The sequence below is a fragment of the Streptomyces sp. NPDC014623 genome (assembly GCF_043088245.1).
Classification (GTDB): Bacteria; Actinomycetota; Actinomycetes; order Streptomycetales; family Streptomycetaceae; genus Streptomyces.
In genome coordinates this window covers 162,222-185,342 of sequence record NZ_JBIBZU010000015.1, presented here as the reverse complement: position 1 = coordinate 185,342, position 23,121 = coordinate 162,222, and the positions used below count along the sequence as shown (strand labels likewise).

Annotated in this window: 20 protein-coding genes; 9 read left to right on the top strand and 11 right to left on the bottom strand. The window is 67.6% G+C overall.

Features of this window, described 5'->3' with window-relative positions:
• Positions 1-22: 22 nt before the first annotated feature.
• The 3 genes from ACF1FZ_RS24055 to ACF1FZ_RS24045 all read right to left on the bottom strand — a co-directional run bounded on the left by ACF1FZ_RS24055 (position 23) and on the right by ACF1FZ_RS24045 (position 3,071).
• Positions 23-1,381 carry a tyrosine-type recombinase/integrase gene (locus tag ACF1FZ_RS24055; protein WP_391775455.1) on the bottom strand — a complete coding sequence of 453 codons (1,359 nt, stop codon included), beginning with the start codon at positions 1,379-1,381 and terminating at the stop codon, positions 23-25.
• A 139-nt stretch (positions 1,382-1,520) separates the two neighbouring features.
• Positions 1,521-1,979 carry a Crp/Fnr family transcriptional regulator gene (locus ACF1FZ_RS24050; RefSeq protein WP_391775454.1) on the bottom strand — a complete coding sequence of 153 codons (459 nt, stop codon included), beginning with the start codon at positions 1,977-1,979 and terminating at the stop codon, positions 1,521-1,523.
• 195 nt (positions 1,980-2,174) lie between these two features.
• Complete coding sequence (locus ACF1FZ_RS24045; protein ID WP_391775453.1) at positions 2,175-3,071, bottom strand: universal stress protein; 897 nt, start codon at positions 3,069-3,071, stop codon at positions 2,175-2,177.
• A 366-nt stretch (positions 3,072-3,437) separates the two neighbouring features.
• Between ACF1FZ_RS24045 and ACF1FZ_RS24040 the strand changes: the two genes are divergently transcribed.
• On the top strand, positions 3,438-4,508 hold the full coding sequence (locus ACF1FZ_RS24040) for an alcohol dehydrogenase catalytic domain-containing protein (RefSeq protein WP_391775452.1): 1,071 nt from the start codon (positions 3,438-3,440) through the stop codon (positions 4,506-4,508).
• A gap of 26 nt (positions 4,509-4,534) precedes the next feature.
• On the opposite strand, the gene ACF1FZ_RS24035 is transcribed toward ACF1FZ_RS24040, so the two are convergent.
• Positions 4,535-5,230, bottom strand: a complete 696-nt coding sequence (locus tag ACF1FZ_RS24035; protein WP_391775451.1) for a response regulator — start codon at positions 5,228-5,230, stop codon at positions 4,535-4,537.
• 205 nt (positions 5,231-5,435) lie between these two features.
• On the opposite strand from ACF1FZ_RS24035, the gene ACF1FZ_RS24030 reads away from it, so the two are divergent.
• On the top strand, positions 5,436-7,166 hold the full coding sequence (locus ACF1FZ_RS24030) for a GAF domain-containing protein (protein WP_391775450.1): 1,731 nt from the start codon (positions 5,436-5,438) through the stop codon (positions 7,164-7,166).
• Between the two features lie 40 nt (positions 7,167-7,206).
• Here ACF1FZ_RS24030 and ACF1FZ_RS24025 read toward each other — a convergent pair whose 3' ends face one another.
• The gene (locus ACF1FZ_RS24025) at positions 7,207-9,888 is read right to left on the bottom strand and encodes a GNAT family N-acetyltransferase (RefSeq protein ID WP_391775449.1); all 2,682 of its coding nucleotides are present in this window, start codon (positions 9,886-9,888) and stop codon (positions 7,207-7,209) included.
• A 173-nt stretch (positions 9,889-10,061) separates the two neighbouring features.
• On the opposite strand from ACF1FZ_RS24025, the gene ACF1FZ_RS24020 reads away from it, so the two are divergent.
• Together ACF1FZ_RS24020 and ACF1FZ_RS24015 are read left to right on the top strand one after the other, a co-directional pair.
• On the top strand, positions 10,062-10,967 hold the full coding sequence (locus tag ACF1FZ_RS24020; RefSeq protein WP_391775448.1) for a universal stress protein: 906 nt from the start codon (positions 10,062-10,064) through the stop codon (positions 10,965-10,967).
• Positions 10,964-11,620: a CBS domain-containing protein gene (locus tag ACF1FZ_RS24015; protein ID WP_391775447.1), complete on the top strand. Its 657-nt coding sequence runs from the start codon at positions 10,964-10,966 to the stop codon at positions 11,618-11,620. Before ACF1FZ_RS24020 ends, ACF1FZ_RS24015 begins: the two co-directional genes overlap by 4 nt.
• A gap of 54 nt (positions 11,621-11,674) precedes the next feature.
• On the opposite strand, the gene ACF1FZ_RS24010 is transcribed toward ACF1FZ_RS24015, so the two are convergent.
• On the bottom strand, positions 11,675-12,130 hold the full coding sequence (locus ACF1FZ_RS24010; protein ID WP_391775446.1) for a universal stress protein: 456 nt from the start codon (positions 12,128-12,130) through the stop codon (positions 11,675-11,677).
• 278 nt (positions 12,131-12,408) lie between these two features.
• On the opposite strand from ACF1FZ_RS24010, the gene ACF1FZ_RS24005 reads away from it, so the two are divergent.
• Both ACF1FZ_RS24005 and ACF1FZ_RS24000 read left to right on the top strand, forming a co-directional pair.
• Entirely contained in the window at positions 12,409-13,281 is an 873-nt protein-coding gene (locus ACF1FZ_RS24005) for a universal stress protein (RefSeq protein WP_391775445.1), read from the top strand.
• A gap of 185 nt (positions 13,282-13,466) precedes the next feature.
• The gene (locus ACF1FZ_RS24000) at positions 13,467-14,144 is read left to right on the top strand and encodes a helix-turn-helix domain-containing protein (RefSeq protein ID WP_391775444.1); all 678 of its coding nucleotides are present in this window, start codon (positions 13,467-13,469) and stop codon (positions 14,142-14,144) included.
• A 43-nt stretch (positions 14,145-14,187) separates the two neighbouring features.
• Here the strand turns inward: ACF1FZ_RS24000 and ACF1FZ_RS23995 are convergent, their stop codons facing one another.
• From ACF1FZ_RS23995 to ACF1FZ_RS23985, 3 genes are read right to left on the bottom strand one after another with little or no spacing between them, the layout of a single operon-like run.
• Positions 14,188-15,183 carry an Acg family FMN-binding oxidoreductase gene (locus tag ACF1FZ_RS23995; RefSeq protein ID WP_391775443.1) on the bottom strand — a complete coding sequence of 332 codons (996 nt, stop codon included), beginning with the start codon at positions 15,181-15,183 and terminating at the stop codon, positions 14,188-14,190.
• 29 nt (positions 15,184-15,212) lie between these two features.
• A complete protein-coding gene (locus ACF1FZ_RS23990) occupies positions 15,213-16,148 on the bottom strand; it encodes a universal stress protein (RefSeq protein WP_391775442.1) in 936 nt (311 codons plus the stop codon).
• A 47-nt stretch (positions 16,149-16,195) separates the two neighbouring features.
• Entirely contained in the window at positions 16,196-17,656 is a 1,461-nt protein-coding gene (locus ACF1FZ_RS23985; protein WP_391775441.1) for a nicotinate phosphoribosyltransferase, read from the bottom strand.
• 241 nt (positions 17,657-17,897) lie between these two features.
• Here ACF1FZ_RS23985 and ACF1FZ_RS23980 point away from each other — a divergent pair, with 241 nt between their 5' ends.
• Both ACF1FZ_RS23980 and ACF1FZ_RS23975 read left to right on the top strand, forming a co-directional pair.
• Positions 17,898-18,794, top strand: coding sequence for a universal stress protein (locus ACF1FZ_RS23980; RefSeq protein ID WP_391775440.1), 897 nt, complete (start codon positions 17,898-17,900; stop codon positions 18,792-18,794).
• On the top strand, positions 18,791-19,657 hold the full coding sequence (locus ACF1FZ_RS23975; RefSeq protein WP_391775439.1) for a universal stress protein: 867 nt from the start codon (positions 18,791-18,793) through the stop codon (positions 19,655-19,657). Before ACF1FZ_RS23980 ends, ACF1FZ_RS23975 begins: the two co-directional genes overlap by 4 nt.
• 103 nt (positions 19,658-19,760) lie before the next feature.
• On the opposite strand, the gene ACF1FZ_RS23970 is transcribed toward ACF1FZ_RS23975, so the two are convergent.
• Both ACF1FZ_RS23970 and ACF1FZ_RS23965 read right to left on the bottom strand, forming a co-directional pair.
• On the bottom strand, positions 19,761-20,393 hold the full coding sequence (locus tag ACF1FZ_RS23970) for a CBS domain-containing protein (RefSeq protein ID WP_391775438.1): 633 nt from the start codon (positions 20,391-20,393) through the stop codon (positions 19,761-19,763).
• A 46-nt stretch (positions 20,394-20,439) separates the two neighbouring features.
• Positions 20,440-21,024, bottom strand: coding sequence for a hypothetical protein (locus ACF1FZ_RS23965; protein WP_391775437.1), 585 nt, complete (start codon positions 21,022-21,024; stop codon positions 20,440-20,442).
• Positions 21,025-21,477: 453 nt separating this feature from the next.
• Here ACF1FZ_RS23965 and ACF1FZ_RS23960 point away from each other — a divergent pair, with 453 nt between their 5' ends.
• On the top strand, positions 21,478-22,512 hold the full coding sequence (locus ACF1FZ_RS23960) for an alcohol dehydrogenase catalytic domain-containing protein (protein ID WP_391775436.1): 1,035 nt from the start codon (positions 21,478-21,480) through the stop codon (positions 22,510-22,512).
• Positions 22,513-23,121 lie beyond the last annotated feature (609 nt).

Sequence of the window (23,121 nt, the reverse complement as noted above, 5' to 3'; positions counted from 1 at the left end):
GATCCAGTGGACGGGAGCGCCCTCACGCCGCCTTCCGGCGCCCGTTCGGAGCCCGGCGGGCGGTCCGAGAGGCTGCCGGCGGCAGGCCCGTCGGCAGCGCCCAGCCGTCCAGGCCCGGGGACTCACATCGGGCGACCGTGAAGCGCGTGAGCGAGAAGTCGGCTCGCTGCTCCTCGGGGCAGCGGTCATTGAAGTTCTCCACCCGCACCAGCTCCAGCTCGTTCGCGGTGCAGTGGTCGCGTATCCACTTCACGGCCGCGTTTGCGGCGTCGTCCTGACCCCGGCCGGTCAGGGTGATCATGCCGAGGAGATCGGAGTCAGGTTGGGTCTGCGCTCCGACGGCCCAGGTGTCACCTGACTGCCGTGCGCCGTGGGCGAAGAAGACGGCGATGTCGTTCTGCCATACCGTCTCGGGGATCATCAGCGGGGTGCGCGCCTCGAAGGGGATGTCGCGGGGGGCGACGGCCATGACCGACTCGGCCTCGGCCCGCATCATCTCGGGCAGCACGCTGGTGTAGGTGTCGGAGGTGATCTGACGCGAGGAGTGCCCCAGCTTCTCCTGGACCACCTTGATGTCGTGGCCAGCGAGCAGGGCCAGGGTGGCGGCGAGGTGCCGAAGGTCGTGCAGGCGGACCGGCGGCAGGCCGGACAGCTCCACCAGGCGGGTGAAGCGTCGGGATATCCAGTCGGGGTGCAGCGCCTCGCCGTTCTCGTGCGTCCACACTCGGCCGGTCTCGACGTAGGCGTCCCCCCACTCCTGGCGCATCTGGTTCTGCTTCGCGCGGACGGTGATCAGGTTGTCACCGGACTCCAGGCTCAGGGACAGGGTGCGGACGCTGTCGGCCTTCGGCGCTTCGCCGTACAGCTTGTAGGCGACCTCCACGATCTGCTGGGAGATCCGCATCCACAGGGCGTCGGTGCTCACCTCGGTCCACGGCAGTGCGGCCATTTCACCGCGCCGAGGGCCGAGGAAGATGAAGGTGTGCCACAGCTCGTAGAGCCAGTCGTCCTTCACGAAGTCGAGGAACTGGCCGGTCAGCTCCGGTGTCCAAACCATCATGACGGGGCCGGGCTTCTCGCCGGTCCGCTTCCAGTGCTCGATGCGCTCGGGTGTCCAGACGAGCGGCTTCGGCCGGGTGACCGGCGGCAGCTCGACGAGCTGTGCCCAGTTCTTGGCGAACGCCTGCTCACGCTTGATCCCCCAGGACAGTGCCGAGCTGAGGGTGTCGTTGACACGGTGCATGGTGGCGGCGGAGGCGACTTTCCGCAGCCCTTTCTTCCCCTCGCGGAGCGCGGCGTTCGCGTCGAGGGCGGACGTTGAGGGCCACGTGCGCGTGACGGTGCAGCCGGAGCGCTGGAAGGGCTTCGGCTGCACCGTCACGGTCGGCACACTGAGCACCGGATCATGCGGGACCCGCAGGATCTGGCGATTCAGTGCCTGTTCGCCACATGGCAGTAGGGGGATGCCTCGATCACGGTGCGGCGCCAAGCAGGCATGTCCTCCCCAGCGGGGCGAGAATCTACAGGCCGCTCCCGTGCGGGGCGTACAGATCCAGGAGCCGCACACGCGCGGAGAAGAGACGGTGGGCGAGCATCTGTCCGACGAAGTGGTCCAAGGCGAATCCGAAGCTCGGATCGGCATCCATCGTCATGCGCACGGCCGCCGCGTCGAACTCGTCCGCTCGTACCCGCGTCATGGTCTCGGCTCCGAAATGCCAGCGGTACGGCTCGAACAGCCACGACCAGCCCAGCAGTTCACCCGCGTTGACGCTGTCGACCCCTGCAGGCCGCTTGCCCGGCACGTGGACGTCCAGGGTGACCGTCCCGGTCCGGACGATCCAGAACCGATCGGCGTATCCGCCTTCCTCGAAAAGCCGGGTCTCCGCGGGAAAGTCCACGGGGCGGGCGTGTTGCAGTAGCCGTTCTCGCTGCTCGGCGGAGAGAGCAGCGGTCAGCCGCGGGTTGAGGGGAGTGCTCATCGGGGCCTCCTGATCGGTGTCCACTCCCGGTCCGGCCTCTTTTCTGCGAGGGAGAGGTAGGCCGGATGGTCCTCTCGGGGCCCTGTTCGGCCCGTGCGAGGTGTGTTCAGAACCTTTTCCTGCGTCTCGCTGCCGCGGACGGCTTCGGATGTGTGATCTCAAGCCCGGCGCCGGCACGCGGGCCGCAGTGGCCGGTCATTCCGAAAGTCGTTGCCCAGGCCCCGCGTGGTGGGCGATGACCGCTACGGGGGGAGTGGCGTGGTGGAGGACGGCATGGGTGACCGGGCCGATGTAGGTGCCGATCGAAGCTGTACGGATGTGCCGTCCGACCACCACGAGGCCGGCGTCGGTGCCTGCCTGGAGTATCTGGTCAGCTGGGCGCCCGATCGCAGCCCGCACCTCGACCGGAACCGCCGGATACCTGTCGCGCCACGGCACGAGCACATCGCCCAGCTTCGCCGCCACACGGCTCGTGACCTGCTCCGCGACCTCGGGGTCGTAAGCAGTCCCGGAACCGAACAGCGGGGGAGGCGCCCAACTGTGAATTATGCGGAGCAGACAGCCGCGCTGTGCCGCCTCGTCGAATGCGAAGGAAAGGAGGGCATCGTGCGGTCGGTCGATCCCGACGACGACGGGCAGGCTCGCCTGGTGGCCCTGGGGCGCGAGCTTCGCCTTCTCCGCCTGGCGTACAAGGACGACAGGCCGTTCCGTGGCACGGATAGCGGCAAGGCCAACGGAGCCCAGTATGTAGCCCGAGAGGGTTCCAAGCCCCCGTGAACCCAGAACCAGCATTTCGGCGGTAGGGGCCACTTCGGCGAGTGAGGCGGCCGGCGGACCGTTGATGGACCTTGTGCTGAAGTGCAGCTGCGGGTGGGCCTCGCGCAGTACGTTCGCGGCGTCAAGGAGAAGCGCCTCCGCCCACTGGCGACGCGCCTGTGCACCGGCGGCGGCGGGGCCAGCATGCGACAGCCATTCCTCGGCGTGTACGAGGAGCAGGGATTGATTCCGGAGGAGGGCCTCCCGCGCTGCCCAGTGGGCCGCGGACACGCTTTCCGCGGATCCGTCCAGACCGACGACAATGCTCTGGTCCATCGGGTGCCTCCTCGCCGGCCTTTCGGTATCGGCTCGCGCTACCGGTTGTCCGGTGGGTCGAGCGCGAAGTCGCGGTGACGACGATCCGGGTTCCACTCTCGGCGGCCCGGGAAGTTGAGGGAAGGGCCGTGCGGGCCGTCGCCGGGACCGACCGGCCACTTTCGCACCATGACCGACTCCGCCCCGTCCGCTCTGTGGTCGGAGCATCCGTCGCGGAAGCTGGCGCTCGGGATTTCCGCGACATACAGGCGTTTCATATGAGGGCCTTGGTGGTCCCGGACAGGTGCCGACCGGCCCAAGCGTGGCAGGCCTCACGGTTGCGAATCTGGGGACAGGCGCTTCGAACAGAGCGGAGAGGGAGATGTCATGAAGGCACTGGTTTTCCAAGGCGAGGGGCGTAAGGCCTGGCAGGACGTTCCTGACCCGGGCGTCGAAGACCCCGGAGACGCGGTGATCCGCGTTGACGCGGTCACCATCTGCGGAACGGATCTGCACATCCTGAATGGAGACGTTCCCGAAGTGAGGCCTGGCACCGTCCTCGGGCACGAGGCGGTGGGGGAAGTGGTGGAGACAGGGGGTGATGTACGGAGCGTGCGACCGGGTGACCGGGTGCTGATCTCCTGTATCACCGCGTGTGGCCGTTGCCGCTTCTGCCGTGAGAACCGCTTCGGGCAGTGCCGGGGCGGAGGGGGCTGGATCCTAGGGCATCTGATCAACGGGACGCAGGCCGAGTACGTGCGCGTCCCCTACGCGGATATGTCCGTCCACCCCTTGCCCGATTCGGTGAGCAGCGAAGACGCCGTCCTGCTGGCGGACATTTTCCCGACGGCGTACGAGGTCGGCGTGCTGAGCGGCCATGTGGGGCCGGGGGACACAGTGGTCGTCATCGGGGCCGGGCCGATCGGGCTCGCCACCGTGGCCACCGCACGCCTGTACAGCCCGCGCCGTGTGATCGCAGTCGACGTCGCACCGTCCCGGCTGGACGCGGCACGATCCGTGGGCGCGGACGTCACCGTCGGTGCGGACGAAGACCCAGAGGCCCTGGTGGGTGACCTCACCGGCGGCCTTGGAGCAGACGTCGTCGTCGAAGCGGTCGGAGTCCCCGAGACGTTCGAACAGTGCACGCGCATGGTGCGGCCAGGCGGCCGGGTCGCGAACGTAGGAGTCCACGGGGAACCGGCGACGCTCCACCTGGAGAGCCTCTGGTCGAAGGACGTGACCATCACGACCGGCCTGGTGGACACCTACTCCACACCGCTGCTGCTCGAAATGACGGCAACCGGGCGCATTCCCGCGGCTCCCGCTTTGGTCACTCACCGCTTCACCCCCTCGCAGATGGAAGAGGCGTACGACGTCTTCTCCAGGGCTGCTGACACCGGCGCGCTGAAGGTCGTGGTCGGTGCGCCTTCACACGACGCCGTGTCGCTGCCCGCCTGACCGGGGGGCGTCGGCAGCGGTGCGGATCAGCGTTCTGTCCGCTGGTCGTCCTGTACCTGAGTCGCGATGACCGCAGCCTGCACCCGGCGCTCCACTCCCAGCTTCGCCAGCACACGCGAGATGTGGTTCTTGACCGTCTTCTCGGACAGGTAGAGCTTCTTGCTGATCTGCCGGTTGGTGAGGCCTTCGCCGATGAGATCGAGGACAGCCTTCTCGCGGTCGGACAGCACGGACAGCCGTTCGTCCTCTTCCGTGTGGGGCTGTGTGGGGGCACGCAGTGAGCGCATGAGCTGCGCCGTGGTCGCCGGGTCCAGCATCGACTGCCCACTCGCCACCGTTCGTACCGCCGCGATGAGATCGACCCCCTTGATCTCCTTGAGCACATAGCCCGCGGCGCCCGCCATGATGGAGTCGAGCAGGGCTTCCTCCTCGTCGAAGGAGGTCAGCATGAGGCAGGCGAGGTGGGGCATGCTTGAGCGAAGTTCCCTGCAGACGGTGATGCCGTCGCCGTCCGGCAGCCTGACGTCGAGCACGGCGACATCGGGCCGCAGTGCCGGCCCGCGGGCGACGGCCTGCTGAACGGTCGCCGCCTCACCGACCACGGTGAGATCCGGCTCGGAGGCCAGTAGGTCGCGCAGGCCGCAACGCACGACCTCGTGGTCGTCCAACACGAAAACTCGGGTCGGTTCCTTCGTGGGCGTACTGGCCGGTATGTCATTCATCGCGGCTCCCGGTACTCATCACGACACACCAGGCGCACTGGGTGCGACCGGTCAGAGCCAGTATCCCTCCACGAACCCCGTTCGGCTCGGAGCGGGGATCCGCAGGGTCGTAGCCGGCCCGGTTCCGGGCCGGCGCGCGGCCTGTCGCTACAGGCCATACCGTGGAACAGGAGACCTTCCATACACGCACAGGAGGCTGCCTGTCGTGAGCGAGGGCGATGTGGAGTCCGGGCTGACACCCGACGAGCCTCTGAGTCGGCTCCAGGCACGGCTCGATGCCGCCCGCGGCGCCCGGGATCGTATCCACAGCCTCCTGGAGGCAGTCCTGTCGGTCGGCCGCCAACTCGAACTGGCGCAGGTGCTGCACCGCATAGTCGAGGAAGCCACCGTCCTCGTGGATGCCGAGTACGGGGCTCTGGGTGTGATCGGTGAGGATGACAGTCTTGCGGAGTTCATACCGGTGGGCGTGAGCGACGATCAGTGGGCCGCCATCGGTCGGCTCCCCGTTGGCCACGGCCTGCTGGGCGAGGTGATCCGTCACCCGCAGCCTCTCCGACTGACAGAACTGTCCGAGCATCCCGCGTCGTACGGCTTCCCGCCGCATCATCCGCAGATGCATTCCTTCCTGGGCGTCCCGATTCGGGTATGCGGACGCGTCTTCGGCAATCTCTATCTCACGGAGAAGCGCGGCGCCGCCGAGTTCGACGTGGAAGACGAGGCGGTGCTGCTGACGTTGGCCGTCGCCGCGAGCATCGCCATCGAGAACTCACGGCTCTACGAGGAATCGCGTCGCCGTGAACGCTGGCTGGCTGCCGGCTCCGAGGTCACGAACAGTCTGATGTCCGGCTGCCCCCGAGCTGAAGTCATGGGCCTGATCATCGAGCGTGCCCGTGCGAACGTCTCAGCGGACCTCGGGGTGATCGCGGTACCCGTCGAGGGTGCGGGCAAGCTGCGGATCGCGCTTGCCACCGGGGAGGAGGGGGAACGGCTTCACGGAGCGTTCGTGTCCATGAGTGGTGGCTATCTAGGCACCGCCTTCACGCGGGTAGGAGCGTCCGAGACCCCTGACATCGAGAACGATTCGCGGAGTCGGGAGGACCTGGCACGGTGGGCCGGCTTCGGGCCGGCCGTGGCGGTCCCCATCGGATCCGGCGACGTGGTCCGCGGCGTTCTCCTTCTGACCCGGAGAAAGGGAGGAACCGTCTTCTCCCGTGAAGAGTCAGAACCCTTGACGGCGTTCGCCCGACAGGCTTCGCTGGCCATGGAACTGGCTGAACGGCGAAAGGACGCCGAACGCTCAGCGCTGCTGGAGGACCGGGACCGCATTGCGCGTGACCTGCACGACCTGGCCATCCAACGGCTGTTCGCCACCGGCATGACACTGCAGAGCGCACAACGGTTCGTCACCCATCCGCAGGCCGAACAGCGAATCCGCAGGGCAGTCGACGACCTGGACGCGACGATCAAGATCATTCGTTCGACCATCTTCGGTCTCCGTGCCCACGAGAGTCCGGGTGAGGCACCGCCGGGACTGCGCAGCAGAATCGCACAGACAATCGAAGCGTCCACGACGCTTCTCGGCTTCCCGCCCGCACTGCGCATCGAGGGGCTTGTAGAAACCCGCGTCCCGGTGACTCTTGCCGATCACGTGGAGGCGGTACTCGTCGAGACGCTGAGTAACGCCGCCCGGTACGCACGCGCGCGGTCGGTCGACGTACACCTGCGTGTCACGCCCGAGTGTCTTACGCTGACGGTCACCGACGACGGTGTAGGTATCCCGGGGGATGCCAGGTTCAGCGGGCTGAGCAACCTGGACGAACGTGCCCGGGCGGCCCGCGGAAGCCTGGAGATCACCACTCCGGACAACGGAGGCACCGAAGTGACCTGGTCAGCTCCGCTGACGCTGGAGTGCATCGTCGACGAGCGCGAGCATTGACCGCGCCGACTTGGCTCCGGAGGCACCCGTCAAGGCCGTGTCAACTCTGCCGAGGCCCGAGACCGGGGGACCGCAGGGGGCGCAGACGTACACGAACGTCCGGTACTACGACGCCGTCGGGCAGTGCCACGACGGGGTTGAGGTCCGCTTCGACCAATTCGGGCAGGTCGCAGGCACACAGAGACAGGCGGGCCAGCAGATCGGAGACGGCTGCCACGTCGACCGTCTCGTGCCCGTCAGGGTCGTACAGAAGACGCGCGCAGCGAGGCGCGAGCATCAGATCGCGTACATCCACGTCGGTCAGAGGAGCCAGGCGCGCCGCGTGGTCGGCGAGTATCTCGGTCGCGGTACCGCCCGAACCGAACAGAACCATAGGCCCGAACACCTCGTCCTGGACCATCCCTGAGAACAGTTCGATGCCCCGGGGGACCATCGACTGCACGAGCACCCCGGTCATGCGATCACCGAAGCGCCCGATCAGGTCTCCGTACGCGGAGCGAACCTGGCGGGAGCCGGTCAGGTCCAGGACCACAGCTCCCTGGGTGCTCTTGTGGACAAGACCTGGCCAACAGGCCTTCAGCGCCACCCGCCCCGACGAGCCCCCGAGACGCTCAGCCGCCCGCACCGTGTCGTCCTGGCTCTCCGCCCAGGCCCACTCCGCCAGAGGAACGGAGTAGTGACCCACCAGTTCCGCGGTCGTGGCGGGGTTCAGCCAGCCGCCGTCCCTGTGCTGGGCGAGGAAGCGGCTGACGACCCCACGGGCTGCGTGGCGATCTATACCGGTGGGCTTCGGGGGACTACCGACGGGCCTGGCCAGCCACCGGGTCCGCGCAACGGCGTGTGCCAGTGCCCGCATCGCTTCCTGAGCATCCCCGTAAGCGGGAACACGGCCCCCTCCCTCAACGGGGAGGAGTTTCGTACGCTCACTCTGGGACGGCAGGACCCCGATGACCGGACGAGGGCGGTGGCCCGCGTCGTGGGTCAAGGCTTGTACCAGGTCTTCCCCGACAGCTGAGGCGACCGCTGTGGGGACCAGCGCCACCACCAGCGCGTCGATTTCGTCGCAGTCCGACATCAGGTCGACGCAGCGCCGCAATCGGTCCTCGCTCACGGCTGCTGTCGCATCGACAGGGTTCGCGGCCGACGCCCCACGGGGAAGTTCTGCCAGCATGGCATCGGTCACCTTGGCACTCAACGGCGGCAGGGAAAGGCCCGCCTCGGTGCACGCATCCGCGGCGAGCACTCCGATGCCCCCGGCATCGGTGAGGACAGCCACGCGTTCGGCCCGGGGGAGCGGCTGGGAGTGCATCAGCGCCGCGGCGTCCAACAGCTCCTGTGTGGACCTCGTGGCTGTGATGCCGGCCTGTACGAACAGGGCCTGGCGCGTCATGGTCCGTGTCGCGGCGGCAGCCGTGTGGGAAGCCGCCGCTCTACGACCCTCTGGGGACCTGCCGGAGTCGACCGTCAGGAGCGGCATCGCGTGAGCCACACGCCGGGCGGTGCGCGAGAAAGCTCGAGGGTTGCCGAACGATTCCAGGTGCAGGAGAGCCAGGTCCGTCACGCCGTCGGCCTCCCACCACCGCAGCAGGTCGTTGCCGCTGACGTCGTACTTGTCGCCGAGAGAGATGAAGGACGAGACTCCGATACCGAGCCGCGACATGCCGGCCAGCACCGCGATACCCACGCCCCCCGACTGGACCCCGACACCAGCCGTTCCCGCGAGCGGCGGTCGTGCTGAGAACGTGGCGTCCATCCTGACATCCGGCGACGTGTTGAGAAGCCCCAGGCAGTTGGGGCCGACCATCCTCATCCCGTACGTATGGCAGGCGGCCGTCAACTCGGCCGCCTGGGCATGGTCCAAGTCCGAGGTCAGCACCAGCAGAGCCCTGACACCCGCGTCGCCGCACCCCTCCGCTACACCGGGTACCGCGGGGGCGGGCACTGCCAGCACCGCCAGATCGGGCACGCGAGGCAGCGCGGCTACCGAAGGGTGGCAGTGGACCTGCTCGATGCTCTCGGCATGCGGGTTGACTGCGTACAGAGGCCCTGGGAAGCCGGTGCGGCGCAGATTGCGGAGTACCGACCGCCCGACCGATCCGGGTCGGCGGCCCGCCCCGACGACGACCACGGAGCGCGGTGTCAGGAGCGGCCGCAGACTCGCCACGTCGGCGACCGACGCACGCCTGTCCACAGCCGAGGAATACGTCCCGACTTCGGTCAGTTCGACGGTGCAGTGGATGTCAGGGCCGTCGACGCGCTGGGTCCACGGAAGCCCGAGGTCGGCGAACACTCTGAGCACTTCGTGGTTCGCGGTGAGGGCATCGGCGCTGAACTCGGAGATTCCGACCGAACGAGCTTCCTGGACCAGCCGCTCCAGCAGCGCGGTTCCAAGACCGCGGTGATGGTGGTCATCTGCCACCGCCAGAGAGATGTCGGCCGACGTGCCACCCGATTCCCGGGCAAAGTCCGCTACGCCTAGCACTCGTTGGCCGGACTCAGCGACAAACGCGCGGTAGTTCTCGTCAGGCAGCTCCGCCACCCGGGCAGCCGCCTGTTCAGCCGACCGGCGTCCGGTAGCAAGGAAACGCAGGCGCCTGGTGCGCGCCGACATGGCGTCGTAGAAGCCCAGCACCCGGTCCGCGTCGGGTGGAGTAGCACGCCTGACGCGAGCGCTCGATCCGTCTCTCAGCCGCACATACGTCAGCACCTCGGTTCGTGCCATTGCCGGACTCCTTGCGCTCGGCTTGCCCCGTGATTCCTATCGTCCGTCGGTATCGGGAGGGCTACCCAGGGCCGCCTGGGCTTCTGTGGGGCCCAGTCGGCCCTGGGGTGGAGTGCCCGCCCGGTGGGACGGTGGCAGTACCGGAAGGCAGGCAGCAAAGGGTGGTGAGTGCCATGGGGTCTCGTCCAATGGTTGTCGGTGTGGACGGGAGCGAATCGAGTCTCCTCGCGGCCGACTGGGCAGCCGATGAAGCCCTCCGCCACGAGGTGCCCTTGCGGCTCGTGTACGCCTCTCTGTGGCATCGATACGAGGGCGCCGCCCTCGCAACCAGCCTCTCGCGGCCGGACGAACAGGTGATGGCCGAGAACATCGTCGGTTCCACCGCTGAACGGGTTCGGCGTCGCGCGCCGAACCTGCGGGTCACAACAGAAGTGGTTCCCGAGGAAGCGGCCGGCGCGTTGCTCAGAGAGGGACAGAACGCTTTCGCCCTGGTCACCGGATCCCGAGGGCGCGGTGAGATCGCCGGGTTGCTTCTCGGATCGGTCGGCCTGGCGGTCGCTGCCGGGGCACAGTGCCCGGTCGCCGTCGTGCGAGGAGACAAGGCAGGCCTGGCGGGAGCACACGGACGGATCGTGCTGGGCATCGGTGACACCGACGGGAACTCGCCGGCCGTGCGGTTCGCCTTCGCCGAGGCCCGGCTGCGGGACTGCGAGCTGGACGTGGTTCGTGCTTGGCGCTGCCCCTCCCACGAAACGGCGGATCATCCGCTTCTCGTCGGCGAACCCGCTCACTACCACGAAGCGCGAGCTTCTTCCCTGCTCGATAAGGCGGTGGCGACCGCAGAGGGTGACTACCCGGACGTCGCCGTACGGCGAATCACCGCAGAGGGGCCGGCCCGGAAGGTCCTCCTCAAGCATTCCGCCGTGGCCGACCTGCTGGTGGTGGGAGCGCGCAGACGACAGCGTCAGGTCGGCCTGCAGCTGGGCAGGGTCGCGCACACGGTCCTGCATCATGCAGTTTGTCCCGTCGTCGTGGTGCCCCGCGGAGCCGAGAGCCCTTCGGAGGGATCGACGCCATGACGAGTCGATCACCTCACCACGTGAGCGACGTGATGACGCGGACGGTCGTCGCAGTGGGGCTTGACGCGCGCTTCAAGGAGATAGTCGCCGCTGTCAATCAGTGGCAGGTGACCGCTGTGCCCGTCCTCGAAGGGGAGGGGCGAGTGGTGGGTATCGTCTCCGAAGCGGACCTGCTCGCGAAAGAGGAGCTGCGTGACGAGGACGCCACCATGATCGGTCAGCGAGACCGCTTGACGAGTTACGCGAAGGCAGGGGCCGTGACCGCGCGGGACCTCATGTCGTCCCCAGCCGTCACCGTGTCCGCTGACGCGACCCTTCCCGAGGCTGCCCGGCTCATGGCGCAACACGGGATCAAGCGTCTCCCGGTCGTGGATGGGCAAGGAATTCTCAAGGGGATCGTGAGCCGTGCCGACCTGCTCAAGGTGTTCCTGCGTACGGACCGGGAACTCGCCGATGAGGTGCGGAAGGAAGTGGTCGACCGTCTCTTTCCTGTCTCACGTCGGGACATTCGCGTGGATGTCAGCGAGGGGCGTGTGACGATCGACGGGACGGTCCGCGACGCAGCTCTGATCCCCGTCGCCGAACGACTGGCCCGATCCGTGGACGGTGTGGTGGATGCGCAGTGCCGTCTGGAAGCCCCCAGCACACCGTGACGTCGCCGAGAGAACGGGCGCGTCGATGCGACATCCGGTCCGCCTCAGTGAACCTCAGTGAGCTTTTGAGGCACCGGCCCGTACGACGACCACCGGGCACTTGGCGTGCTGGGCGCACCGCTGGCTCACAGACCCCAGCATGGCCCGCGCGAAGCCTCCGCGCCCCCGATTACCGACCACCAGCAGATCCGCCCCTTCGGATGCTCTGATCAGGACTTCGGACGGGTCACCTCGTACGAGCATCTCCTGCACCTCGGCGGGCTTGACGTCGCCGAACACGGCACGGATCCCCTCCGCGAAGCGGAGCTGGGCGCGCTCCAGGTCGAAGCCCGCTTCCGTTGCGGGCCCCGCCCAGCCGATCTCCGAGGGGGTGTCCCAGGCACACACCGCCTCGACGACGGCGCCGGTGAGCTGAGCATGATGCGCTGCCCAGCGCAGAGCCTCCTGAGAGGGGCTGGAGCCATCGACACCGACTACGACGCGGGGGGTGATTTCGGTATCGCTGCCCATGACCGCCTCATCGCTCGTCCGAGTCCTTCACCGCCCACAGTGCCTGTGCTCCGGGTGCCGCGCCAGCGGAGAGCGTGGCGCCCGGCGGCCTGGTCCGTCCCCGCTGAGGCCCTTCGCAAAGAACCCGTGCCCCCGATTGGCTGAGCGGCGGGATTCCCGATGTGGTGGCCGGCCACATCGACGGGCCGACCGGCCCGGATGGTGCCCTTCCGGCCCTCCTCGGGGCCGACGAAGTGAGCAACGCTGGCGGCAGGCCTCGACCTCATGAGGAGCGCACCATGTCCCAGATCGTCAGTGTCGGAATCGACGGCTCGCGGGAGAGCCTCGCAGCCGCGAACTGGGCAGCCGATGAAGCCCTGCTCCGTGGGTGCCCTCTGCGTCTCCTCCACGTGTTCAGGGACGGCGATGCTCCAGCGGCCCATTACACGGATCCGGAGACCGAACGGCGGGCGGCGGGAGTGGCTCTGCACAGGGCCGCCGAGCAGGTGAGGCTGAACCATCCGCGCATGCAGATCGACACACAGCCACAACCGGGCGACCCCGTCGAGGAACTGCTGGCCGCCGGCGAACGATCCGCACTCATGGTCCTCGGTTCTCGCGGACTCGGCGGCCTCACTGGATTCATCGTCGGGTCGGTGTCCTTGGCGGTTCTGGCTCGCGCAAGGTGTCCGCTGGTCCTGGTGCGGGCGGTACCTCCTGATGACCCGGGCACCCTGTCCTCGGCGGACGACGTCGTCGTGGGGCTGGATCTGCCGGAGGCACGCCAAGAGGTTCTGGGTTTCGCGTTCGCCTGCGCCGAGAGGTATGGATGCGGATTGCGCATCGTTCACAGCTGGTCCCTGCCGCCACTGTTCGGACCCGGTACGACAGACGTCGTACCGGCGCTGATGGAAGAAGTGGCGACCGGACGACAAGAGGCAATGACCCGGGCACTGGAATCTTGGAAAGAAGTGTATCCGGCGGTTCCGGTGAGTAGTGAATGTGTCCAGGGGCATCCGGCGCAGGACCTGGTCGAAGCATCACACCAGGCCAGGCTGGTCGTCGTGGGTCTCCGCCACCGCGCCTCGCGCCTGGGCGCACATGTCGGGCCGGTCGTCCACTCGGTACTGCACCACACGGCTGCCCCGGTGGCCGTTGTTCCGCACGGCTGACAGGAAGTCGCAGGTCGTCGAGCGGTCCTGGCCTCGCCCTGCGGGCGTACGGCCGGCCAGGCCCGGCGGCTGTGGTGCGGCGTTGCCCATCCGTGCGTAGCGTGAACTGACTGGGCTGTACTCTGCCACGCCATCCGGCCTCGGGCGGGGTCGCTTCGCTGTCGACAGCGGGAAGGTGAACCGTCATGACCGATCGGCCGCAGAAGGACTCGCCCCCAGCAGCTGGTGACTTCGGCAGACGTGTGGCGGCGCGCCGTGAGCATCTGGGACTGTCCCGGAGGGAGCTGGCGCTGCGCACCGCTTCGGCTCCCGGATATATCGAGTACGTGGAGACGCAGCCTGGGTCTCACGGGATGGGATTCATGGTGCGCCTGGCAAACGCGCTCGAAACGACGGTGGACGAACTCACCGGAGGAACGGTCGACCTGCCTCCCGGTGTGGGCCGAGCGGCCTATCACCCGGAGCTGGTGGAACTCGGCCAGGAGGAGTGCTGGAAGCTGCTAGGGACCCACGGCGTGGGTCGCGTGGTCGTCAGCGACGGGCGTGGCCCAGCCGTGTTCCCGGTCAACTACGTCTCCACCGGCGGGGAGGTCGCCTACAGGACCTCGCCCGACTCCGGCCCGGCGAACGCGGCCGGACACGAGACCGCCTTCGAGGTGGATCACATCGATGAAGCCTTCAGCCGGGGATGGAGCGTGCTGGTCGTCGGGGAGGCTCAGGCAGTGACCGCGCCGGAGGCTGTCCAGCGTCTCGAGGAGCACGGGTCCGTCACGTCACCCTGGGCCGGTGGGCAGCGGGACATGTGGATCACGGTGACGCCCGGCAGGGTGACCGGACGCCGCATCGTGGTCCGCGACCGCTGACGCCGCCGCGCGTCCTCGGTGGTGCCCAACGGGTTCTCGCCCCTCAGGGCGACGTCCCCCGATCAACATGGAGCACGTCGCTCACCGCACGGCGGGGGGTCGGTGGGACGACAGGACCGTACCCCAGCCGGAGCAGCATCTGCGGGAATGCCGATGCCGAGCCGGAGTGAGGGGCCCGCAGGAGCCACCGCAGTTCGGGTCGTTCAAGGGCTTGCGAGTTGAGGGACGTGGACAAGCCGTCCAGCGTCGACTGCAGCAGCACTCGTTCCAAGGCCTGGCCGGCGAGCAGCCAGTCCCGAGGGCGGTCCTCGGGCGTTCCGAGCACCGCGAGACAGGGAGCCTGCTCGAAGTCCGCCGAGCGGCGGTCAGGGACCTTGCGGCCCACGGCGAAATCCCGCACCGGCGCCCGGCCGTAGTGATGCCGTGGTCCGAAGGCGTAGGCCGGGATCCCGTCGGAGACGCCGGTGCCGGATCCTGTCCACCGGGTGATCTCCTCGCGGACGGCAGGAGACAGAGTCTCGTCCTGCGCGGCCTCTCTGACCACATCGATCACCGCGTCGACCTGCCAGTCGCCGAGAACGGACATGGCCGCGCCCTCCGCCCGGGCAGCGCCCTTGAGGCCGTCGAGAAGAACCTCGGGGACCGGCTCGTCGGTGAAGGGCTCGCGGCTGCTGTGCCGATGATGGATCGCTGGGTAGAGGCTTGAGACCGAGTCGTTTCCCTCGCGCTCGGCGAACACCGCGGTGGCCAGCAGCGTGGGATCGTCCGGGTCGGGCAGCAATTGGACTTCGGCCGACCACCCGGCGTGCGCGACGGCCACACGGAGGTTGAACAAAGCGGCGCCACAACTGATGTGCATGCCGCGGTGGGTCGGATCCGTACGAGGCATGGAGCGGTCCGTATCCATGTGCAGGCGGAGAACATTCAACGCCGGCACATAACGGAACTTCCAGGGCTGGGCGTTGTGCATCGACGGCGCCTTGGTGGCGTCATCGACCCAGGCGGTGACTGACACGACGTCAGCGCGGTGGGTCGGCATCAGGGTTCCTCTCCCGTCCGGAGCAGCCATCACGTGTGAGGGATCACGACGACGGGGCACTTGGCGTGATGGATCACCGCGTGGGCCACGTGCCCGAGCCGAGGGCCGACGGGAAGTGGCCGTTTCCGGCGACCGACGACGAGCAGGTCGGCACCGGGCGACGCGTACACCAGCTCGGCTCCCGGCGCCCCCACCACCGCCTTGGCCTGGACCGGTACGTCCGGAAACCGCTTCTGCCACGGCTCCACGGTGCGGCTCAGAGTCCGCGATATCTGGTCGGCCAGTTCCTCTCCTATGCCGGGATCGGCGGTTTCGGCGTACGCGTACATGGCCGGCAAGGTCCAGGCGTGGAGGATCTGAAGCCGACTGTTCCTCCTGGCCGCTTCGGCAAAGCCGAATCCCAGTACCGCTTCGTGGTCCTCGTCTCCCCTCAGATCGATACCGAGAACAAGCCGCCCGGTCTCCGCCGCCGTGTGGCCGCCCTGTGCTCCGGAGTCGGTCTCCCGGCTGCGTACGAGTACCACCGGGCGTTCGGACGCCGCGGCCACAGGCAGGGACGTGGTGCCGACGAGGAAGCCGGTGAAGCTGTCGAGCCCTTGCGATCCCAGAACAAGCAGATCCACACTCCCGGGCGTCTCGAGCTCGGCCAGAAGAGCCCGATGAGCGAGACCTTCTCCGACCAGCTCCTCCGCGACGATCGCCAGACCGGGCTCGGCCTGCTCGGCGACCCCGGCTGCTCGCTGGAGCAGTTCCTCATACTGCCGGGAACGCTCCGGAGGTACGGGCCCTTCACGGGTGGAACCCCATGCCGCCACGTGTTCCAGGCGCTCGGGAGGAACAGGCCATTCCTGCACATGGATGATGCGGAGTGCGACTGCCCGCAGCGCTGCTTCCCGGGCTGCCCACCTGACGGCTGCGAGACTCTCCGGAGACCCGTTCGCACCTACTGCCACATTTCCTGTCATGTCCGGCTCCCAGAAGCGATGGTGTATCCCTCTCGGCATCTCGCACATCACCGGCGGTGTCTGCTCTCCGGTGGGCGGGTGGCTCCTTCCGTCTGACCGTTGTGCGCGAGTTTCGGACGCTCTGCGGTTCGCCGGGCCCCAGGAAGGTCCGAGTGCTGCGAGCGGGCCCCACCACTGCGCCGCTGCTCGACACCCTTCTCCAGGCGCTGACGAACGTCGGAGGCCAGCGCTGAAAGCCGAGCGGAAACCACGGGGTCCGGCGCCTCGGGGTCACGGATTCGGCACGCCTGCTGCGGTAGGGCAGCCAGGTCACCGACGAACCGCTCGTGGGCGGTGGCAAGGGTGTCGCGCGCGTGGGTGCGGCGTCCAGCCGACATCACTGTCCGCAACAGCGGCTCCCGGCCCTCGGGTACGTCGTCCTCAGCCAGAGCGATCACATCGTCCATCCCCGCTGCGCGAAGGACTTGCTTGCGCCCGGGTGCGGTCACCTTGGCAGCGGACAGCTTCATCACCGGCCGGCCGTCGTATTCGACCAGCTTGTAGGCCGAGTCGAGATACGGGGCGTCGGACGATGTCCCCACCTTGGTCCCGACGGCGTACACATCGATCGGTGCGCCGGAACGGACCAAGTCGTCGATGCGGTACTCGTCGAGACCGCCACTCGCGATGATGCCGACGTCCGGCAAACCTGCTTGGTCCAGGACTGTCCGTGACCGGTGGGCCAGGTCGGCCAGGTCCCCGCTGTCGAGCCGGATCGCGGAGCCGCGACCCCGTTCCAGGGCGTTCAGGACGCGAGCCGCAGTCACGACGCCCTCCACCGTGTCGTATGTATCGACCAGGAGGGTGATCGGCCCCGCACGGCTGCGTGCGAAGGCCATGAACGCTGCTTCCTCGTCGCCGAAGGCCTCGATGTACGAATGTGCCATCGTTCCGGAAGCCGGCGTGTTCCACCGGAGTGCCGCAGCGACGTTACTGGTTCCGGCGAAGCCGACCATCGCGCCGACGCGGGCCGCTTGCATCCCTGCCTCCGGCCCGTGCGCCCGGCGCAGAGAAAAGTCGACGACAGGGTGCCCGGCAGCGGCAAGCACGCACCGGGCCGCCTTGGCCGCCACGGTCGTCTGATGGCTGACCTGACTCAGCAGCCACGTCTCGACGAGTTGCGCTTGCGGCAGTGGTGCGGTGACTTCCAGCAGAGGCTCACCGGGCAGAACGACCCGGCCTTCCGGTACGGCTCTGACCTCACCCTCGAAACAGAGTCCGACGAGGGGCTCCACCTCGTGCGCCGGACGTCCGAGAGCGGCGGCGAAGTCCCGCGCGTCATTGGCGGTGACGCGGAAATCGGTCAGGAAGTCGAGAACCGGCTCCAGCCCCGCGCTCACCAGGAAGCCACGGCCCGGGGGCAGACCGCGTACGAAGAGGCTGAACGTGGCGTCCTCAGTCATGCCTTCTCGCAGGTAGGAGAGGGCCATCGACGCTTCGTACAGATCCGTGGTCGTGGCTTGCGACATGGCGCTCAGCGCTTCTTCCTGATCGTCGGAGCCGCCCACCCCAACCGGGGCGCGTCCGATTACCCGTAAAGCATTTCTCGGAGCGGTCTCCTACGGGTAGGGCCGAGTGGGGCACCTTCGGCGCTATGTCAGAGGTTCCTCGGAGGACCTTTCGGTCCTCAGAAGGGACCGCCGTGGCCCTGTCGTCCACTTGCTGGTGAGGGCACCTTGAGATCGAGTGCATGCTGCCCGAGGAGCGGATATGAGCACTGGAACGTTCGGAACAGCGCGACCAGGACAGGTCGTCGTAGGCATCGATGGTTCTGCACACGCCAGAGCGGCCGCTCTCTGGGCGGCGGCCCAGGCCGATGCGTGCCGACAGAGGCTGTGCGTTCTGTACGCGGCTGATCTCGACCGGATCTCCAGATTCGCCTCTTTTCAGACGGTTGAAAGCGTCCGCGAGAAGGCGCGCGAACGGCTCTCCGAAACCGCGAAAGCGGTGCAGGAGTGTTTCCCGTCTCTAGACATCGCCAGGCAGCTCAGCCGCGGAGAGCCCGTATGGGCTCTGCACCAGGCGGCCGGCCCGCGGGACTCCATCGTCGTGGGCAGCCGTGGGCGTGGGGGTTTCAGCGCGCTCATGCTCGGTTCGGTGGGCCTCGGGGTGACGGCGGGAGCCACCGTCCCTGTCGTGGTGGTACGCGGTGAGTCCACATGGTCGGAAGTTGAGAGCGTTACGGCGGCTGTTCGAGGAGCCACGGATGAGGACTGGATCGAAACCGCGGCGCAAGAGGCGCAGATCCGGGGAGCGAACCTGCATCTGCTGGGGGTCAGGAGCATTCTGGCGAGAGCGGTCGACACGACGCCCCTCCCCGGTGCGGATGAGGGGGCCGACCGTCGAAGCGAACAGCAGATACAGGACCTCGCGGCAAGCGTCCGTCAGAAGTTCCCTGGGACAACCGTCTCCACGGAGCTGGTGACAGGGAGATCCGCAGCAGCCGTACTCGTCGAGGCGAGCCGTCACTGCGGCCTCATCGTCCTGGGGGGACGCCGAGACCTCGGCATGGGGGCCGGTGCTGGTCGCCTCGCTCACGCACTGCTGCACCATTCCCACTGCCCCGTCGAGATCGTGCCCCGGGGCGTTACCGAGGAGGTCACGTGACCATCTCCAGCACTGACCAGCAGATAGTGGTCGGTATAGACCCAGGTGATCCCTCGGTCCCCACCCTGGCGTGGGCGGCGAACGAGGCCGACCGCAGAAACCTGACGCTGCGGCTGGTACTTGCGATCCCACCAGTGCATGACACCCAGCACGTGGACTCGACACCCCACCACCTCTCGCTGCAGGCACGAGGCCGAGACGCTCTGACCGCGGCCACGGAGACAGTCCTCCGCCTCACTCCACACGCGCATGTGGTGACGGAACTCGTCGACGGGCTGCCCGCAGTTGTGCTCTGCCGGCGAGCGACGGGCCCCACCCGCATGATCGTGGTCGGCTCGCGGCGGCTCGGTCACGCGGCGGAATTCCTCAGCACCCGGTCGGTGGCCGCGCCTCTCAGTGCGCAAGCACACTGCCCCGTGGTCGTGGTGAGAGCACCCGAGCACACAACGGAATGGCCGGCTCAGCTGATCGTCGGAGTAGACGGCAGTGCCTCGTCACGCGAGGCGGTGCAGTTCGCCTTTGAGGAGGCGGAACTGCGAGGAGCTGCCCTCCACGCGGTGTCGGTCTGGCTGCGGCCACCCGTCGCGTTCAGGGGAGGCGAGGCCGGACTCGAAGAGCGCAGTCGACTCCTTACCGAGGCGATTGCCGAGTGTTCCGCCGGACATCCGGGTGTGGAAGCGACCCAGGAGGTGCGTCGGGGGCATCCCGTGGAGGAACTTGCCCGCGCCTCCTCGACCGCGCTCGCAGTGGTCGTCGGAAGGCGTGGCCGTGGTGGCTACACAGGCATGCGCCTCGGGTCGGTGGTCCACGGGCTCCTGCACCGAGCCGAGTGCCCAGTGATCACCGTTCCCGGTGAAGCGTGACCGAGGGGTCCCGCGCCTCCGGCACCTGGGTGGGCGCAGCCATCTGAGGACGGGCAACTGAAGCACAAGTGCGCGCCCCGCCCGTCGCGGGCTTCGGCAGGCCTCACCGGTTGCCGAAGTCGAGGCGGATATCAACCACACCTTCCACGGCCCGAACGGCCCGGGCGAGGAGCGGGACCAGCGCCCGGTCCGCGAGAGCCCCGCCGAGGGTGACCACCCCGTCGGAGACCCGCACGTCGACGTCTGCCGCAGCCGGAAGTTCGGACAGTACGCCGCGCGCCTCGGCTGCGATGTCATCGTCGGAGCGCAGGAAGACTTTCAGCAGGTCGCCTCTGCTGATTACGCCTTGAAGCAGTCCACCACTGTCCACCACCGGCAGACGTTTCACGTGGCGCCGTGCCATGATCCGTGCCGCTTCAGCCACTGTCGCGTCCGCGTGCACGGTGACGGCAGGGGTCGACATCAGCTCCTCCGCGTATACAGCGTCCGCCTTGGCAGAATCCGCGAACGGGCGATCACTCGGCGCGGAGCCGCCGGTGGGACGGTTCCCCTCCTTGAGGAGAAGGTCCGCCTCCGAGACCACCCCGATGACACGCCCTTCGCCGGCGAGCACCGGTAGAGCGCTCACCTTCCACTGGTTCATGAGCTTGACGATGTCCTTGTACGTGGCTCTGCTGCCCACGGCAACCGCCGTGTGCGTCATCAAATCGCTCACGGTGTGAGGCGAGGTCGTCATCACAAACTCCCCTGGTAGGCCGGTCCGCACATCGTCCGGTCGAAGGTCAGGCACGGCGACTCCATTCCGGTTCCACTCTGCTCCACTCGGACTCCCACATGCTCGCGCGACGCCGGTTGCACACCACCCGTACGCCGATCCCGGCCAGTGCGCCTGCACCGAAGGTCACGGCGGCGCTGCTTCCGCCCACCAGCAGCGCTTCGGCCCATACATCGCGGTACTCGAGTGGGGCGGAGGTGACATTGCCTCGGCTGTCCAGCCAGAGCTTGGTTCGTTCGCCGCGCTCGGTCCCTGGTGCGACCGGCGCCTCTCCCGTGGCTTCACCGCCGGTGGCCGTCACCCAGCGGACCGGCACCGGGACGCGTTGGGAACGCCCAGACTCGTCCGCCCACGGCGACGACGTGGCGGCGTCGCGCAGGACCGTGGCGCGTACGAGATGCCGGTCTGCCCGCTGCTCCGCGACCACTGGCTGTTCACGGTCGAAGGCTGCCCATCCATGCGCGATGCCGATCGACGAAGCACACACGAGGGTCAGCGCCGCAACAAGAAGCCACAACCGGGCTTCCAGGATGTCGACCTTCCGGCGCAGAGGATGCGTACGCCACCGGCGGCTTCCTATTGCTGCGTGCATGGGGTCACAGCCCTTCAGGCCATGCTCTGATGGCGGTGAAACGGCCTCTGCGCGGCTTCCCGCGCGGGAAACTGGACAACGGGCTCCTCGACTCCGAGTCTCCGCACACTCTCGGAGACGTTGAAGGGCCGTCCGACGCACTCGGCAGGGCCGACTGGTCCTTGGCTGCTGCCCCAGACAAACATCCGGATCGCATCGCCATGGTCAGGCAGGGGCCGAATGTCCCCGAGGGCTACCCCTTTCGTCTCTCGGAAGCGGCCCACCGCGAACCGAGACTGGAATGGAGGTCGCAAGGGCAAGGCAGGTCAACCGGACAGCGGTCCTTTGCCCTTGCGTGGGGTGTGCGAACAGACGGACTGCAGCGGGATTGCGTTGCGTGGCCGTGCTCGGTGAAGGCCTGGGCTGTGGCTGCCAGCCGTTAGGCCGGCTGCCGTGGGATAGGGAGTGAGTAGTGTGCGTGCATTCGTTTATCACGGCCCCGGCACAGGACATTGGGACAGTGTCCAGGACCCGGTGATCGAGGAGCCTGCTGACGCACTCGTGCGGGTCGACGCGGCTACGGTCTGCGTAGGCGACCTGCACATGCTGCGAGGGGAGGACAGTGAAGTGCGGCCAGGTACGGTTCTGGGGCACGAAGCCGTCGGCGAGATCATGGAAGTCGGCCCGGAGGTGCACGAACTCGTTCCGGGAGATGAAGTGATCGTCTCCTCCATCTCCGCCTGCGGGCACTGTCGGCAATGCGGGGAAGGCGCCTACGGCCAGTGCACGCGGGGAGGTGGCTGGCTACTGGGCCACGAAATAAATGGTACGCAGGCAGATTATGTCCGTGTTCCGTTCGCGGACCACTCGACGCACAAACTGCCGTATGGCCTGGACGTGAATACAGCCGTCCTGTTCTCCGAAGTGCTACCTGCGGCTTTCGAACTCGGTTTGCGTAACGGTAAGGTGCGGCCCGGAGTTGTGGTTGCCGTGGTGGGTGCAGGGCCCGTCGGCTTGGCCGCTGTGAGTATTGCTGATATTTTCAGCCCTTCCCGTGTAATTTCGGTTGACCTGCTGCCTCGTCGCTTGGAGATGGCCACCGACTTGGGGGCTGACGCCGCTGAACTTCCGGGACGGCTGATAGCGGAGCTGTCGGAGGGTCCCGGAGCGGATGTGGTCATCGAAGCGGCGGGAACTCCGGAAAGTTTCACGCTGTGTACGAGATCGGTGCGATCAGGTGGCCACATCGCGAACGTCGGTATGCACAATTCGGCAGTCACCCTGCACCTTGAACAGCTGTGGCGCAAGAATGTCACCATCAGCACTGGTCAGGTCGACGCATCATCCACGCGTTGGCTTCTCGATACGCTAACTGCTCAGCATGTGCAGCGCCTCTCGCGGCTCATCACTCGGGAGCTGGGCTTCGCGCAGACGGAAGAAGCCTACAAGATTCTCGCTACCGCGGCCGAAACGGGAGAGTTGAGAACGGCTCTGCGGCGGCCTGGCTGATCGGCGCTCCCATGACCGTCGGCCCCGGCGGCGCTGGCCGGTGGCGAGCCCTTGGTTCGTTACGGTGCGTTACTTCCTGTCGTGGGTGGCGAATGATCGTCAAGGGAAGCTCTGTCGTGTCTGCGGGAGCGGGCTGCCGGTATTCAGTCACGAGGATCCGCTCTTCCCGCCCGACACGGGGAAGCTTCAGCTGTGGGGCGAACGTGGTGCAGCGAACGCTGCACCAGCACCCGGGCGAGCGGGATTGAGGGGGACGCAGCCGGATGGAAACGGGGGGCTATGTCCGTTGTTTCGGGATCGTCGCAGGTGAGAGGCGTCACTCTTATGGGTTCGAGTCCCACCCGCCCTATCGAGCATCCCCAGGCAGAATCGTTCTGACCTGGGGATACGTGTTTTCCGGGGGCGTTTCGCGTGTGGCGGTCGCCTCACGGGGGTGTGGCGAACGTGGGTCCTCGCGCATCGAAGATGAGCTCTGAAAGGCTTTGACCTGGGGTTTTGTAGCGACACCCCAGTGGGAGCGTCGTGGAGCGCTCCCACGGCTGCGGAAGTGCAGACTGCCGCGCTCCAGGTGGCGGGGTGCATGTGGATGCGGCGAGGCTCCTGCTGGGC

Bases quoted from the DNA above. Each gene is read 5' to 3' on its own strand.
- ACF1FZ_RS24050 (WP_391775454.1), bottom strand. From the start codon at position 1,979: ATGAGCACTCCCCTCAACCCGCGGCTGACCGCTGCTCTCTCCGCCGAG.
- ACF1FZ_RS24045 (WP_391775453.1), bottom strand. From the start codon at position 3,071: ATGGACCAGAGCATTGTCGTCGGTCTGGACGGATCCGCGGAAAGCGTG.
- ACF1FZ_RS24040 (WP_391775452.1), top strand. From the start codon at position 3,438: ATGAAGGCACTGGTTTTCCAAGGCGAGGGGCGTAAGGCCTGGCAGGAC.
- ACF1FZ_RS24035 (WP_391775451.1), bottom strand. From the start codon at position 5,230: ATGAATGACATACCGGCCAGTACGCCCACGAAGGAACCGACCCGAGTT.
- ACF1FZ_RS24025 (WP_391775449.1), bottom strand. From the start codon at position 9,888: ATGGCACGAACCGAGGTGCTGACGTATGTGCGGCTGAGAGACGGATCG.
- ACF1FZ_RS24020 (WP_391775448.1), top strand. From the start codon at position 10,062: ATGGGGTCTCGTCCAATGGTTGTCGGTGTGGACGGGAGCGAATCGAGT.
- ACF1FZ_RS24015 (WP_391775447.1), top strand. From the start codon at position 10,964: ATGACGAGTCGATCACCTCACCACGTGAGCGACGTGATGACGCGGACG.
- ACF1FZ_RS24010 (WP_391775446.1), bottom strand. From the start codon at position 12,130: ATGGGCAGCGATACCGAAATCACCCCCCGCGTCGTAGTCGGTGTCGAT.
- ACF1FZ_RS24005 (WP_391775445.1), top strand. From the start codon at position 12,409: ATGTCCCAGATCGTCAGTGTCGGAATCGACGGCTCGCGGGAGAGCCTC.
- ACF1FZ_RS24000 (WP_391775444.1), top strand. From the start codon at position 13,467: ATGACCGATCGGCCGCAGAAGGACTCGCCCCCAGCAGCTGGTGACTTC.
- ACF1FZ_RS23995 (WP_391775443.1), bottom strand. From the start codon at position 15,183: ATGCCGACCCACCGCGCTGACGTCGTGTCAGTCACCGCCTGGGTCGAT.
- ACF1FZ_RS23990 (WP_391775442.1), bottom strand. From the start codon at position 16,148: ATGACAGGAAATGTGGCAGTAGGTGCGAACGGGTCTCCGGAGAGTCTC.
- ACF1FZ_RS23985 (WP_391775441.1), bottom strand. From the start codon at position 17,656: ATGTCGCAAGCCACGACCACGGATCTGTACGAAGCGTCGATGGCCCTC.
- ACF1FZ_RS23980 (WP_391775440.1), top strand. From the start codon at position 17,898: ATGAGCACTGGAACGTTCGGAACAGCGCGACCAGGACAGGTCGTCGTA.
- ACF1FZ_RS23970 (WP_391775438.1), bottom strand. From the start codon at position 20,393: ATGACGACCTCGCCTCACACCGTGAGCGATTTGATGACGCACACGGCG.
- ACF1FZ_RS23965 (WP_391775437.1), bottom strand. From the start codon at position 21,024: ATGCACGCAGCAATAGGAAGCCGCCGGTGGCGTACGCATCCTCTGCGC.